A 13,107-nucleotide genomic window follows, 5' to 3' on the forward strand; every position below is an offset into this window, starting at 1 on the left:
TCCCGTCAAGGTTCGTGCACGGATCGAGACCAAGCGGTCTGAACCGGGCGGAGCGGCATTGGGGCCGGTCATCTCTCGCCCCAGCCCAGGCGGTGGGAGAGCTCGTCGGCCGCGTCGAGGAGCTGGGGGACCACCTCGCTGACCCGCTCGGGAGGCAGCCGGAAGGTCGGTCCGGAGAGGCTGATCGAGGAGATGACGTCGCCGTGGGCGTTGCGCACCGGAGCGGCGATCGCGGTCAGCCCGACCTCGAGCTCGTCCACCGCCACGGCGTACCCCTGCTCCCGGACGTGCTCGAGCGCGCGCCGCAGCTGGGCCTTGGTGGTGATCGTGGAGCCGGTGAACGCCGGCAGCCCGCCGAGCAGCTCGTCGAGCTCTGAGGGTGGCAGCCAGGCCAGCAGCACCTTGCCGTTGCTGGTCGCGTGCAGCGGGATGTGCTGGCCCACCCAGTTGTGCGGCTGCAGCGCGGAGGGGCCGGCGACCTGGTCGAGGTAGAGCGCGCTGTGGCCGCTGAGCGTGGCCAGGTTGACCGTCTCCCCGGTGCTGGCGGCCAGCTGCTTGCACAGGGGACGCGCCTCCTGGACCACGTCGAGGCGGGCGCTGGTCGCGCCGGCGAGACGGAGCAGCCCCACGCCGAGGCGGTACTTGCCCCGTCCCTCGACCTGCTCGACGAGACCGTGCTGCTCCAGGGTGGCGACCAGCCGGAAGGCGGTGCTCTTGTGGACCTCGAGCATCGCGGCGATGTCGGTGACGCCCGACTCGCCGGAGCGGGCCAGGATCTCGAGGATCCGCAGCGCCCGATCCACGGACTGCACGCCGACACCTGCCTCGGGGGCCGAGTTGCTCATCGCGCAACCGTAGACCCTGCGGCGCCCGGGCCCCGGCAGCCGAGCCGGGCCGGAGGGGCGGGTGGGATGATCCGGACCGTGACCGGCCCCGACCCGGGGCGTCGACCGAAGGGATCCAGAACTGATGCAGGCGAGATATGCCGGGCAGTGCGCGGCATGCGCGAAACGCATCGAACCGGCGGCCGAGATCGCCCGCTCCGCAGACGGTTCCACGTGGGTGCACGCCGCCTGCGCCGGAGCCACGCTGCCGACGGCGAGCGCCTCGGGGGGCAGCAGCGCTGCCCGCAAGCGGACGCCGAAGAAGGCCCCGCGGGTGCAGGCACCCGACGAGCCGATCCCCGAGGGCGCCACCGTGGTGTTCACCGACGGCGCCTGCCGCGGCAACCCGGGACCCGGCGGCTGGGCGTGGGCCGTCGAGGGAGGACCCCAGGACTCCGGCCACGACCCGGCGACCACCAACCAGCGGATGGAGGTCCGGGCCGCCTACGAGGCGATCCGCTCCCTGCCCGGCGAGCTGGTGGTGGTCAGCGACTCGACGTACGTCGTGAACTGCTTCAAGAACAACTGGTGGACCGGGTGGCGTGCACGCGGCTGGGTGAACTCGGCCAAGAAGCCGGTCGCCAACCGCGATCTCTGGGAGCCCTTGATCGACCTGGTCGAGGAGCGCGGTGACGTCACCTTCCGCTGGGTCAAGGGTCACTCCGGGCACCCGATGAACGACCTCGTCGACCAGCTGGCGGTGGAGGCGAGCCACAACCCCGGCTGAGCGGGGCCGAGGAATTCGAATTCACCGTGATGGCGGCCCCGAGCCGCGTTAGATTGTCGTGGCCATCGGTCCGAGGTCCATCGTGCCGGGCTCGAGAATCGAACCGAGGAAGTCCTCATGCGCGCCATCGAGCGTCCTCTCGCGAGCGCCTCCGGGCGCAACCACACCCACCGGTGCGCCGGCGTCGCTGCCCTGGCGGTCGTCACCGCCCTGACGACGCTGGTGGGGGTCGGCGCCCCTGCCGAGGCCGCGGTCCGATCCAAAATCAGCCTGTACGCCGCCCGCACCACCGCCATCGCAGGCGAGGTGCTCAGCTTCCGGGGCACGGTCGCCCCGAGGGTCTCCCGGCCCGTGGGGCTGCAGCGCCTGGCCGGGCGCCGCTGGGTGCCGGTCACCTCCACCCGGTCGGCTCGCGACGGCAGCTACCGCCTCTCCACCCGGGCGCTCTCGGCCTCGACGGTCTACCGGGCCTACGTCCCCGCCATCAAGGTCAAGCGCAAGAAGCTGAAGCTCGCGGTCTCGGTGGCGCGCGGCGTGCGCACCCTGCCGCAGCGGGGCTGGTTGACGTTGTCGGCGGGACGCGTCGGTGAGCCCTCCACGGCGAGCGCGGCCTTCACGCCGGCCCGCACCGGCCGCGCCGTCCACCTGGAGCGCTGGACCGGCTCGGCCTGGGCCTACGTCGCCGGCGGCCGGGAGTCGGCCGCGGGCCGGGTGAGCTTCACGTTCCGCAACCGGGTCCCCGGCCGCATCTCCTACCGTGCCCGCGCGCTGGCCTCGGCCGGAGCCGCGACCGTCAGCAGTCCCGCCGTGGCGCCGACCTTCACCTATGCCCGGACGGCATCGCCCACCTCCGGGCTCCCCGCGAAGAGCGTGGAGAGGGCGAGCTCCGACGGGTCCCCCTCGGCGGACGGCCGGTTCGTGGTCTTCGAGTCGAGCGTCGCCAACCTGGTCGCCAACGACACCAACGGCACCAGTGACGTGTTCGTGTGGGACCGCGCCACCGGTGCCACCCTGCTGGTGTCCCGCTCCCGTGCCGGCCGCCCGGGCAACGGCGCGAGCACCCAGCCCGACATCTCAGCCGACGGGCGCTGGGTCGCCTTCCGATCCTCTGCCTCGGACCTCGTCACGGGCGACACGAACAACGCCGCCGACGTCTTCTTGTGGGACCGCACCAACGGTGCCGTCACCCGCGTCAACCCGAACAACACCAGTGGCTTCGTCCGCGCCGAGCGTCCGTCGGTCTCCGGCAACGGCCGCTTCGTCACGTTCGTCTCCGAGGGCTCCAACCTGATCGCGGGTGACACCAACGGCGTCCGCGACCTGTTCGTCTGGGACCGGGAGAACGCCGGGATCCGGATGGTCTCCCTGGACACCGAGGGTGGACCGACCAACGGCGCCACCTATGAAGGGGTCATCTCCGACGACGGCACCCACGTCGCCTACACCTCCGCGGCCTCGGACCTGGTCGTGGGCGACACCAACGACCGCCTCGACGTGTTCGTGCGCAACCTCGACGAGGGTGAGCAGCGGCTGGTGTCCACCAGCTCGGCCGGGGGGCCCGCCGACGGCGACTCCGAGGAGCCGGCCATCTCCGCGAACGGGAGCGTGGTCGCGTTCTCCTCGAAGGCGACCAACATCTCGGCCAGCGACGCCGACGGCCAGCCCGACGTCTACCTGCGCCAGATGACGCAGGGCGCCCCCCAGCTCGTCTCCCGCCGTCCCGGTGGCAGCGGCTCGCGGATCTCCAGCGACGCGCCCTCGATCTCCGGCAACGGCTCCCTGGTGGCGTTCCGCTCCGAGGAGAGAGACCTCTCCACCGCCGACAAGAACGCCTTCGACGACGTGTACGTGTGGCGCTCGGGGACCGGGACGATCGAGCTGGTCTCCCGCAACGTCTCGGGATCTGCTGCCGGCAACGGTCACAGCTCCGCGCCGAGGCTCTCGGCCAACGGGACCTTCCTCGCGTTCTTCTCCGAGGCGACCGACCTCGTGGCGAGCGACGCCAACGGTGGGTACGGTGATGTGTTCATGCGGGACCTCAGCGCCCCCTGAGCCGCGAGAGCCGGGGCCTGACAGCTGAGCCCTGGAACCCGAGCCGCCGAGGGACGGAGCCGGACGTGACGCCACCGCAGCCCCCGGGCCCCGCCAGGACGGGGAGCCGCCCGGCGAGCCGGGCGCCCGGGGACGTGCTCGTGCACCTGCGCCGGGCGCGGGACCACGTGGACCGGCACTACGCCGAGCCGATCGACCTCGACCTCCTCGCGGGCACGGCGGGCCTGAGCAAGTACCACTTCCACCGGCTGTTCCGGGCGACGTACGGCGTCACGCCGGCGGCGTACCTCTCCGAGCGGCGCATCGAGCGGGCCCAGGACCTGCTGCGGGCCACCACGCTGAGCGTGACCGAGGTCTGCCATGCGGTGGGGTTCTCCAGCCTGGGCTCCTTCAGCAGCAGGTTCCGCCAGGTCGTGGGGGAGAGCCCGCGGGAGTTCCAGGCGCGCTGGGGAGCGCAGGCCCCGCGGATCCCGGGCTGCTACGTGTTCATGTGGGGGCTGGCCGAACGTTGCGCAAGCGAGGAGAAGCCGGACGTCGGTCCCGAGTCCTAGCGTGAGGACATGATCACCAACATCAGCCTCGCCTCGGTCTTCGTCAAGGACATCGACGCGTCCAAGCGGTTCTACCTCGACGTCCTCGGCTTCGTCGAGGGCGCCGACCTGACCCTCGGGGACGACTACCGCTGGTGCACGGTGGTGCACCCCAACCAGCCCGAGCTCCAGGTGCACCTGACCACGCCCGGCCCGCCGTTCGCCCCGGACCTGGTCGAGGCGATGAACCGTGCGCTGGACGGGGGCGGCATGAACGGGCTCGGGCTCGCCGTCGACGACTGCCGCAAGACCGCCGAGGAGCTCAAGGCCAAGGGTGTGGAGTTCCTCCAGGAGCCCGAGGAGCGCCCGTACGGCGTCGAGGCCGTGTGCCGCGACAACTCCGGGAACTGGATGGTGCTGGTCGAGCAGAAGCCCTGGACCGAAGCAGACTTCGAGTGAGGCCGACTTCGAGTAGACCGACCTCGACTGGGGTGGGCTAGCGGAAGACGACCGTCCGGCTGCCGTCGAGGAGCACCCGGGACTCCGAGTGCCAGCGCACGGCCCGGGAGAGCACCTGTGCCTCCACGTCGCGGCCCGCCGCGGTGAGCTGGGCCTGGTTGTGGTTGTGGTCGACCCGGATGACGTCCTGCTCGATGATCGGGCCCTCGTCGAGGTCCGCGGTGACGTAGTGGGCGGTGGCGCCGATCAGCTTGACCCCGCGCTCGAAGGCCTGGTGGTAGGGCTTGGCGCCCTTGAAGCTCGGCAGGAACGAGTGGTGGATGTTGATCGCGTGCCCCTCGAAGCGGCGGCAGGCGTCGTCGGAGAGCACCTGCATGTAGCGCGCGAGCACGACGAGCTGGATGTCGAGCTCGTCGTGCAGCGCCAGGAGCTCGGCCTCCGCCTCGGCCTTGGTCTGGGGCGTGACCGGGATGTGGCGGAAGTCGATGCCGTGGCTGCGCACCAGCGCCTCGGCGTCGGGGTGGTTGGAGACCACCACCGGGATGTCGATCTGCAGGTCGCCGTTCGCGGTGCGGAAGAGCAGGTCGTTGAGGCAGTGCAGCTGCTTGCTGACCATCACCAGGGTCCGGTAGGGGACCCGGGCACCCCAGATCTCGAAGGTCATCGCGAAGCTGCGACCGATCTCGGCGAAGTCGGTGCGCAGCGACTCCGCCGTGACACCGGGCTCGTTCAGCGCGAAGTCGATGCGCATGAAGAAGCGGCCGTTGAGCCGGTCGAAGAACTGCTGGCTCTCCACGATGTTGCCACCGCGTTCGAACAGGAAACCCGAGACCGCGTGCACGATGCCGGGCTGGTCCGGGCAGTCGAGGATGAGCACGAAGTCACCGGAGGGGTTGCCCGCGTTGGCGGAGGTCCGGTCGAGCGAGATCGCTGCCATCAGTCGCCGAGTTCCTTGCGACGGCGTACCACGAACTCCTCCATCTCGGCCCTGATCGACTCCTCGAGCGCCGGCTGCTCGTAGGCGGTGAGCCTGTCCTGGTAGATCTTAGAGGCCCTCGCTGCGGCGTCGTTCCCCCCGTTGCGGGTCCAGCGCTCGAAGTTCTCCGAGGAGGAGAGCAGCGGCCGGTAGAAGCAGGTGCGGAAGCGCTCCATGGTGTGCATCGCGCCCAGGAAGTGGCCGCCGGCGCCCACCTCCTCGTGGGCCCCGAAGGCCAGCGAGTCCTCGTTGATCTCGAGCGGGGTGAACTCCGCCTGCATCATCTGGAGCAGCTCGATGTCGACGATGAACTTCTCGTAGCCGGCGACCAGTCCGCCCTCCAGCCAGCCGGCGGAGTGCATCACCCAGTTGGCGCCGGCCAGGAAGGTCGGCATCAGGGTCATCAGCGCCTCGTAGCCGGCCTGCGCGTCCGGGACCTGCGAGGAGGTGAGCGTGCCGCCGGAGCGGAACGGGAGGCCGAAGTGGCGGGCGATCTGGCCGGTGCAGAGCAGGCCGATGCCCGACTCCGGGGTCCCGAAGGTCGGGGAGCCGGACTGCATGTCGATGTTGGACAGGAACGAGCCGAAGACCACCGGGCAGCCGGGGCGGATCAGCTGGGCCAGCGCGATGCCGGTCAGGGCCTCCGCGATCTGCTGGACCAGGGCGGCCGGGATCGTGACCGGCGACATCGCGCCCATCAGGATGAACGGCGTGAGCACGACGGCCTGGTTGGCCTCGGCGTACTCGAACAGCGAGTCGAGCATCCGGTCGTCCCAGCGCAGCGGGGAGTTGCAGTTGATCAGCGAGATCAGGGCGGGCGTCTGCTCCATGCTCGCGCGGCCGGCCTCGCGGCCCTTGCTGCCGCCGAGCAGGATCGAGGTCAGCTCGATCGTGTCGCGGGCGTTGGGACCGGAGACCACGTTGCCCATGAACACCTTGTCGGTGAGCGTGGCCAGCGCGTAGGTCATGTCGAGGTGGCGGCTGTCCAGCGGGGTGTCGTTCGGCTCGCAGATGACACCGCCGGCGGAGTCCATGATCGGGAACGACTGCGCGAGCTTGGTGAAGTTCTTGAAGTCGTCCATGGTCGCGTCGCGGCGTACGGCGCCCTCGCGCACGAACGGCGGGCCGTAGACCGCACCGAAGGCCATCATGTCGCCGCCGATGTGCAGGTTGTTCGCCGGGTTGCGGGCCTGCAGGTCGAACTCACGGGGTGCTTTGGCCACCTGTTCGAGAATGAACTCAGGGTCGAAGAACACCTTGTCGCCCTCCACCCGCTGGCCCGCGGCGCCGAGGAGGTCGAGGGCCCGCTGGCTCATGAACTCCACGCCGAGCTCGGAGACCAACCGGCGCCAGCCCGCGTCGAGGGTGGCCATCGCCTGCTCGGAAAGGATCTCGTAACGGGGCATCTGGTTGCGGAACATCGTCACTCCCTGTGGTTCGCGGCCCGAGGTGCTTGACCCGGCGGTTGAGGAAACCTAGCCTCACCATGTGGGCACAGAGTTCCACATCGTGGGAGCAGGCTTCCACCGACACACTGGACTGAACCGGGAAGGCAGGTCAAGAGTGGCCAGCACATCGGTCATCGAGAACGTCGGCGGCACCCAGGCGGTGGACCGGGCCGCCCTGCTGGTCACGCTCGTGGTCGAGGCGGACGCGCCGGTTAGCTTCGGTGAGCTGATCGAGACCACCGGCCTCGCCAGGTCCACCACGTCGCGACTGCTCGCGGCCCTCGAGCGCACCCGGCTCGTGGAGCGGCTGCCCAGCGGGGAGTACATCGGCGGGCCGCTGTTCGTGCTGTACGCCGCCCGGCACGACCGCAACGCACAGCTGGCCCGGCTCGCCACCCCGATGCTGGAGAAGATCGGTGCCGAGACCGGTGAGTCCGTGCACCTCGCGGTCGCCAACGGCGGCCGGGTCGCCCACATCGCCCAGGTGGACTCGACGTTCCTGCTCGGGGCTCGTGACTGGACCGACGTCGAGGTCCCCTCGCACTGCTCGGCGCTGGGCAAGGTGATGCTCGCCTGGAACGTGCTGAAGACTCCCGAGGACCCCTTGGAGCAGTGCACGGAGCAGACGCTGCCGACGCGGACCGAGCTCGAGGCGGACCTCGGTCTCGCCCGCAGCCGTGGTTTCGCGATCACCATCGACGAGCTCGAGGTGGGGCTCGCCGGGGTCGCGGCGCCGGTCCTCGGCCCGGACACCATCGCGGTCGCCGCCATCGGGGTCTCCGGCCCCACGGCCCGGCTCGAGGACAGGACCGACCATGTGGGTCGGCTCCTGATGGAACAGACGGAGGCGCTGTCCCGGCTCCTTCGCCACGGAACCCGCACGGAGGCCCAGGAAGGGGCGCAGCATGACACCTGAAGAGATCCTGCAGGGGCTCTACGACGAGACCCTGGTCGGCAACGCCCCGAGAGTCCTCGAGCTCACCCACGAAGCGCTGGGAATGAGCATGGAGCCGCAGAACCTGCTCTTCGACGCGCTGATCCCCTCCCTGGAGGAGGTGGGTGCGCGGTTCGAGCGAGGTGACTTCTTCGTGCCGGAGATGCTCATCGCCGGACGCGCGATGGCGGGCTCCATGGAGGTGCTGCGCCCGCTGCTCGCCGAGACCGGGGTGGAGACCGTCGGCAAGTTCCTGATGGGCACCGTCAAGGGCGACGTGCACGACATCGGCAAGAACCTCGTCAACATCATGCTCGAGGGGGCCGGGTTCGAGGTGATCGACCTCGGCGTCCAGGTGGCTCCGGAGACCTTCATCGCCAAGATCGAGGAGCACCAGCCCGACATCGTCGGGTTCTCGGCGTTCCTGACCACCACGATGCCGATGTTCAAGGCCAACATGAACGCGCTCGAGAAGGCCGGCATGCGCAACGACGTGATCGTGATGGTCGGCGGCGCCCCGGTCACCCAGGAGTACGCCGACGCCGTGGGCGCGGACGGGTACGCCGCCGACGCCTCCGGCTGCGTGCGCAAGGCCAAGGCCCTGCTCCAGGAGCGTCGCGCCAAGGTGTCCGCATGACCGCGCCGATGCACGAGACCCGGCTGCGCTCGGCCACCCGCGAGGTCGTGATCGGGCGCCAGCACCGGTTCTGCCTGATCGGCGAGCGGCTCAACCCCACCGGGCGGCGCATCTTCCAGGAGCAGATCCGGGCCGGGGACCTCTCCGCGGTGGAGCGCGACGTGAAGGCCCAGGTCGAGGGCGGCGCCGACGTGCTCGACGTGAACATGGGCGTGCCGCTGGTCGACGAGGCCGAGCTGCTCGCCAAGGTGGTCACGATGGTGCAGGAGCTGACCGACCTCCCGCTGTGCATCGACTCCTCGGTCGTGGAGGCGCTCGAGGCAGGCCTTGCGGCGTACAACGGACGCGCGCTGGTCAACTCGATCACCGCCGAGGACGAGCGGATAGAGCAGATCCTCCCGCTGGTCAAGAAGTACGACGCCGCGGTGATCGCGCTTCCCAACGACGTGGACGAGATCCCGATGGAGCCGGAGAAGCGACTGGCGCTGGTGGACAAGATCGTCCGGGTCGCCACCACCGAGTACGGCATCGCGATCGAGGACATCGTGATCGACCCGCTGGCGATGCCCATCGGTGCCGACGTGACCAACGGGCTCGCGACGCTGGAGACCATGCGCGGGATCCGCGACAAGCACGGGCTGAACATGACCTGCGGCTCCTCCAACGTCTCCTTCGGGATGCCGGGGCGCCACGTCCTCAACGGCACCTTCCTTTCGATGGCGATGACCGCCGGCCTGACCAGCGCGATCATGGACACCCGCACCCCCGAGGTGGTCTCCATGGTCAAGGCCACCGACCTCCTGATGGGCCACGACGAGTGGGGGATGGCCTGGATCTCCCGCCACCGGGCGGCTCAGGCGGCGGCCCAGGCGGCCGCGTCGGCGTGACCGGGGTCCCGGTGGTCGAGGCGTCGCCCACCCCGCAGGACGGGGTCGGGCGGGTCCAGCTGTCCTTCACCGTCGAGGACGGGCAGGACCGCGAGGTCCGGGTCCCGCCCGGCGTCACCGTGTTCGACTCGGGGTCCTGGAACGGGATCGCGATCGACTCCACCTGCGGTGGCCACGGCACCTGCCACAAGTGCAAGGTGCGCATCGACACGGGTGACTCCTCCGGGCTGCCGGTCTCGCGCCACGAGCGGCGTACGTTCAGCGAGGCCGAGCTGGCCGACGGCTGGCGCCTCGCCTGCCTGGCCACCGCCACCCGGGACCTGAAGATCACCGTCCCCCCGCTGACCACCCGGCCCAAGGCCGCCACGGTCGGTGTCGGCCGCCAGGTGATCCTTCGTCCCGCGGTGCAGAAGCGGTACGTCGAGCTGTCGGACCCGTCGCTCTCGGACCAGCGCAGCGACCTGCAGCGACTCACCGACGCGATCGAGGACCTCGAGCTGACCATCGAGCTCGAGGTGCTGCGCCGGCTGCCGAAGGTGCTGCGGGAGGCCGACTTCAAGGTGACCGCGGTCGTCGTCGACGAGACACTGATCGACGTGGAGCCCGGCGACACCACCGGCCACCGGCACGCGATCGCCTTCGACCTGGGCACCACCACCGTGGTGGCCACCCTGCTCGACCTCAACACCGGCACCCCGGTCGCGGTCGCTTCGCGGATGAACAAGCAGCAGCCCTTCGGTGGAGACGTGATCACCCGGATCAGCGCCACCATGATGGATCCCGACGCGCTGGGACGCCTGCAGGCGCTGGCCTCCGAGACGCTCGACGAGCTGGCGCGAGAGGTGTGCGCCGAGGGTGGTGTCGACCCGCTGCACGTCTACGAGGTGGCGATCGCCGGCAACGCGACGATGACCGCCCTGGTGCTCGGCATCGACCCCGAGCCGCTGGGGGTGGCCCCGTTCGTGATGACCACCGCCCAGCCGCCCGTCGTGCTCGCCCGGGACCTCGGCCTGGGCCTGCACCCGCGGGCGCAGGCGGTGATGTTCCCGGCGCTGGGCGCCTACGTCGGCGGCGACATCGTGGCCGGCATGCTCGCCACCGGGATGGACCGCGACAAGCGCACCCGGCTGTTCATCGACGTCGGCACCAACTGCGAGATCGTGCTCAGCAACGGCGACACCATCCTTTCCACCGCCGCGCCGGCGGGGCCGGCCTTCGAGGGTGGTGCCATCCGCTGCGGCATGCGCGCCGCGGAGGGGGCCATCGAGGTGGTCAGGCTCGACCCGGCTGCGGGGGTGACCCTGCAGGTGATCGGCGACGTCCCCGCCAAGGGACTGTGCGGCTCCGGACTGGTCGACGCCGTCGCGGAGCTGTCGCGGCTCGGGCTGCTCGACGCCAGCGGCCGGTTCGTGCCCGACGAGGACGCGGCCCTGCGTGCGCCCGGGCTCGCCGACCGGTTCGCGCGGATCGGCGAGGAGCGGGTCTTCGTGCTGGACCGTCGCGATCCGGAGACCGAGGTCCGCGACAGCGTCTACCTCTCCCAGCGCGACGTGCGCGAGCTGCAGTTCGGCAAGGCCGCCATCGCCACCGGGTGGACGCTGCTCCTCGAGGAGCTCGGCCTCGAGCACGCCGACGTCCAGCAGGTCCTGCTGGCGGGCTCGTTCGGCTCCTACCTCTCACCGGCCGCCGCGGTCCGGATCGGGCTGGTGCCCAAGCTGCCGGTGCTGCGCATCGTCTCCGCGGGCAACGTCGCCGGGGAGGGCGCCAAGATGGCGCTGCTCTCCCTGCGCGAGCGCGCCGGCGCAGCCACGCTGCTGGAGGAGGTGAAGTATGTCGAGCTCTCCGACCGACCCGACTTCAACGACAAGTTCGTCGACCAGCTCTCCTTCCCCACCTGAGCTGGTCGAGCAGCGAGCCGATGGTCGAGACCCTCACGAGCAGGTCACCACCACCGCCCTGATCGCCTGCGGCGCGATCGCCCAGCCGGCGGCCCGGATCGTGGAGCAGCAGGGGTGGCCCGTCGACGTGCACCCGCTGCCGCCGCTGCTGCACAACCAGCCGCACCTGATCGCCGGCGCGGTCGAGGTGCTCGCGGACCGGCTCGGTTCGTCGTACGACACCGTCGCGGTGGGGTACGCCGACTGCGGCACCTACGGCGCCCTCGACGAGGTCTGCGACCGGCTCGGCCTGCGGCGCCTCGAGGGACTGCACTGCTACGACGTGTACGCCGGGGCCAGCCGGATCGAGTCCTTCTTCGCCGACCAGCCCGGCACCTACCTGCTCACCGACTTCCTGGTGAAGTCGTTCGCCCGCACGGTGGAGACCGAGCTCGGCCTGGACCGGTGGCCCGAGCTGCGCGACGACTACTTCCGCCACTACACCCGGATGGTCTGGCTCGCCCAGGACGAGACCCCCGAGCTGCGCGAGGCCGCCGAGGCCGCCGCCTCCCGCATCGGCCTCCCCCTCACCGTCGTACCAACAGGCCAAGGGGGCCTGGAACAGGCCTTGGCAAGCCTCCTCACCTGACCCCAGACCCCGCCGAGACGTCCCATCTGAAACCCCAGCACCCGCCGAGACGTCGCATCTGGAAGCTTCAGAGGCGCGCCAGCAGCTCCTGACGCCACTGCTCGGTGGCGTCGATCTGGTTGAAGGTGAAGATGTGCAGGCCCTCGATCAGTGACTCCGGGCGCGCCGCGGTGACCGCACACTCCTCGAGGAACCGCTCTCCGGTGAACCCGCCGGGCGCCGCGAGGCGGGCGAAGGTGCTCTTGTGCTTGGCGAGGAACCGCGTCGACTCGCCGACGCCGATCTTGGTCGCCATCGCCAGCAGCTTGGCGCGGTCGATCGGCCCGGGCATGCCGAGCAGCAACGGCATCGTGACGCCACGGCCGCGCATCCGCCCGACCCAGTTCTTGATGGCGCCGGCGTCGAAGGTCAGGTTGCTGACCACGTGCGTGGCGTGGCGGCGCTTGTCCCACATCGCCTGCACGGTGAGGTCGTCGGTGATCTTGGGGTGGGTCTCGGGATACCCGGTGACGCCGATGTGGTCGAACGGCGCGTCGAGTGCAGTGAGGTCCTCCAGCAGGCTGAACGCGTCGGGGTAGTCACCGACCGGGTCGACGTCGCCTCCGGGGACGAAGACCTGGGTGATGCCGGACTGCGCCAGCCGGGCGCAGATCTCCGCGAGCTCGGAGCGGCCGCTGATCATCCGGGCGGCGAGGTGGGGCACGCTCACGTAGCCGTGGCCGGCCAGGGTCTCGGCGAGGGACAGCGTGGCCTCGAGGCCCTTGGCGCCCGAGGCGGTCACTGTCACTGGCACGTCGCGCGGGACCGAGGCGAGCACCTTCTCCTCGGTCGTCGCCGTTGGCAGGACCTCGTAGCGGGCATGGGTCAGCAGGCGATGAAGGGTCTGGTTCCGAGCCACCGTCTTGTTGCGCATGATGAGACTCGTTTCGTATTACGCAGCGCTGAGGGGTTCACGCTACTGCGCCGGACCGCCCGCGACAAGGGCGCGACGGAACGCAATTGCCCGGTCGGCGTCGTACGGCGGGACGCAATTGCCCGGTCGGCGTC

At 70.5% G+C, this 13,107-nt stretch carries 13 protein-coding genes; 9 read left to right on the forward strand and 4 right to left on the reverse strand.

Features of this window, described 5'->3' with window-relative positions; all coding sequences use genetic code 11:
• Nucleotides 1–68 precede the first annotated feature (68 nt).
• Nucleotides 69–845 carry an IclR family transcriptional regulator gene (locus AC4BGC_RS18590; RefSeq protein WP_490546905.1) on the reverse strand — a complete coding sequence of 259 codons (777 nt, stop codon included), beginning with the start codon at nucleotides 843–845 and terminating at the stop codon, nucleotides 69–71.
• Nucleotides 846–969: 124 nt separating this feature from the next.
• Here AC4BGC_RS18590 and AC4BGC_RS18595 point away from each other — a divergent pair, with 124 nt between their 5' ends.
• The 4 genes from AC4BGC_RS18595 to AC4BGC_RS18610 all read left to right on the forward strand — a co-directional run bounded on the left by AC4BGC_RS18595 (nucleotide 970) and on the right by AC4BGC_RS18610 (nucleotide 4,652).
• Nucleotides 970–1,611, forward strand: a complete 642-nt coding sequence (locus AC4BGC_RS18595; RefSeq protein ID WP_490557081.1) for a ribonuclease H family protein — start codon at nucleotides 970–972, stop codon at nucleotides 1,609–1,611.
• Between the two features lie 117 nt (nucleotides 1,612–1,728).
• On the forward strand, nucleotides 1,729–3,663 hold the full coding sequence (locus AC4BGC_RS18600; RefSeq protein WP_490557082.1) for a TolB family protein: 1,935 nt from the start codon (nucleotides 1,729–1,731) through the stop codon (nucleotides 3,661–3,663).
• Between the two features lie 65 nt (nucleotides 3,664–3,728).
• Nucleotides 3,729–4,214, forward strand: coding sequence for a helix-turn-helix domain-containing protein (locus AC4BGC_RS18605; protein WP_490557083.1), 486 nt, complete (start codon nucleotides 3,729–3,731; stop codon nucleotides 4,212–4,214).
• Nucleotides 4,215–4,223: 9 nt separating this feature from the next.
• Nucleotides 4,224–4,652 (forward strand): VOC family protein, encoded by a 429-nt coding sequence (locus tag AC4BGC_RS18610; RefSeq protein ID WP_490557084.1) that lies wholly within the window; start codon nucleotides 4,224–4,226, stop codon nucleotides 4,650–4,652.
• 37 nt (nucleotides 4,653–4,689) lie between these two features.
• On the opposite strand, the gene purU is transcribed toward AC4BGC_RS18610, so the two are convergent.
• Nucleotides 4,690–5,589, reverse strand: coding sequence for a formyltetrahydrofolate deformylase (purU, locus tag AC4BGC_RS18615; protein ID WP_490546900.1), 900 nt, complete (start codon nucleotides 5,587–5,589; stop codon nucleotides 4,690–4,692).
• The gene (locus AC4BGC_RS18620) at nucleotides 5,589–7,055 is read right to left on the reverse strand and encodes a trimethylamine methyltransferase family protein (RefSeq protein ID WP_490546899.1); all 1,467 of its coding nucleotides are present in this window, start codon (nucleotides 7,053–7,055) and stop codon (nucleotides 5,589–5,591) included. Before AC4BGC_RS18620 ends, purU begins: the two co-directional genes overlap by 1 nt.
• Nucleotides 7,056–7,191: 136 nt before the next feature.
• Here AC4BGC_RS18620 and AC4BGC_RS18625 point away from each other — a divergent pair, with 136 nt between their 5' ends.
• The 5 genes from AC4BGC_RS18625 to AC4BGC_RS18645 are packed head-to-tail and all read left to right on the forward strand — an operon-like array spanning nucleotide 7,192 to nucleotide 12,060.
• Complete coding sequence (locus tag AC4BGC_RS18625; protein ID WP_490557085.1) at nucleotides 7,192–7,992, forward strand: IclR family transcriptional regulator; 801 nt, start codon at nucleotides 7,192–7,194, stop codon at nucleotides 7,990–7,992.
• Entirely contained in the window at nucleotides 7,982–8,647 is a 666-nt protein-coding gene (locus AC4BGC_RS18630) for a corrinoid protein (RefSeq protein ID WP_490546897.1), read from the forward strand. The genes AC4BGC_RS18625 and AC4BGC_RS18630 overlap by 11 nt, the downstream gene beginning before the upstream one ends.
• Nucleotides 8,644–9,534 carry a dihydropteroate synthase gene (locus tag AC4BGC_RS18635; protein ID WP_490557086.1) on the forward strand — a complete coding sequence of 297 codons (891 nt, stop codon included), beginning with the start codon at nucleotides 8,644–8,646 and terminating at the stop codon, nucleotides 9,532–9,534. Before AC4BGC_RS18630 ends, AC4BGC_RS18635 begins: the two co-directional genes overlap by 4 nt.
• Nucleotides 9,531–11,432 (forward strand): ASKHA domain-containing protein, encoded by a 1,902-nt coding sequence (locus tag AC4BGC_RS18640; protein ID WP_490557087.1) that lies wholly within the window; start codon nucleotides 9,531–9,533, stop codon nucleotides 11,430–11,432. Before AC4BGC_RS18635 ends, AC4BGC_RS18640 begins: the two co-directional genes overlap by 4 nt.
• Nucleotides 11,365–12,060, forward strand: coding sequence for a DUF1638 domain-containing protein (locus tag AC4BGC_RS18645; protein WP_490557088.1), 696 nt, complete (start codon nucleotides 11,365–11,367; stop codon nucleotides 12,058–12,060). The genes AC4BGC_RS18640 and AC4BGC_RS18645 overlap by 68 nt, the downstream gene beginning before the upstream one ends.
• A 67-nt stretch (nucleotides 12,061–12,127) precedes the next feature.
• On the opposite strand, the gene AC4BGC_RS18650 is transcribed toward AC4BGC_RS18645, so the two are convergent.
• Entirely contained in the window at nucleotides 12,128–12,973 is an 846-nt protein-coding gene (locus tag AC4BGC_RS18650; protein ID WP_490546893.1) for a methylenetetrahydrofolate reductase, read from the reverse strand.
• Between the last annotated feature and the right edge of the window lie 134 nt (nucleotides 12,974–13,107).

This window comes from Nocardioides sp. Z38_18, assembly GCF_058215695.1.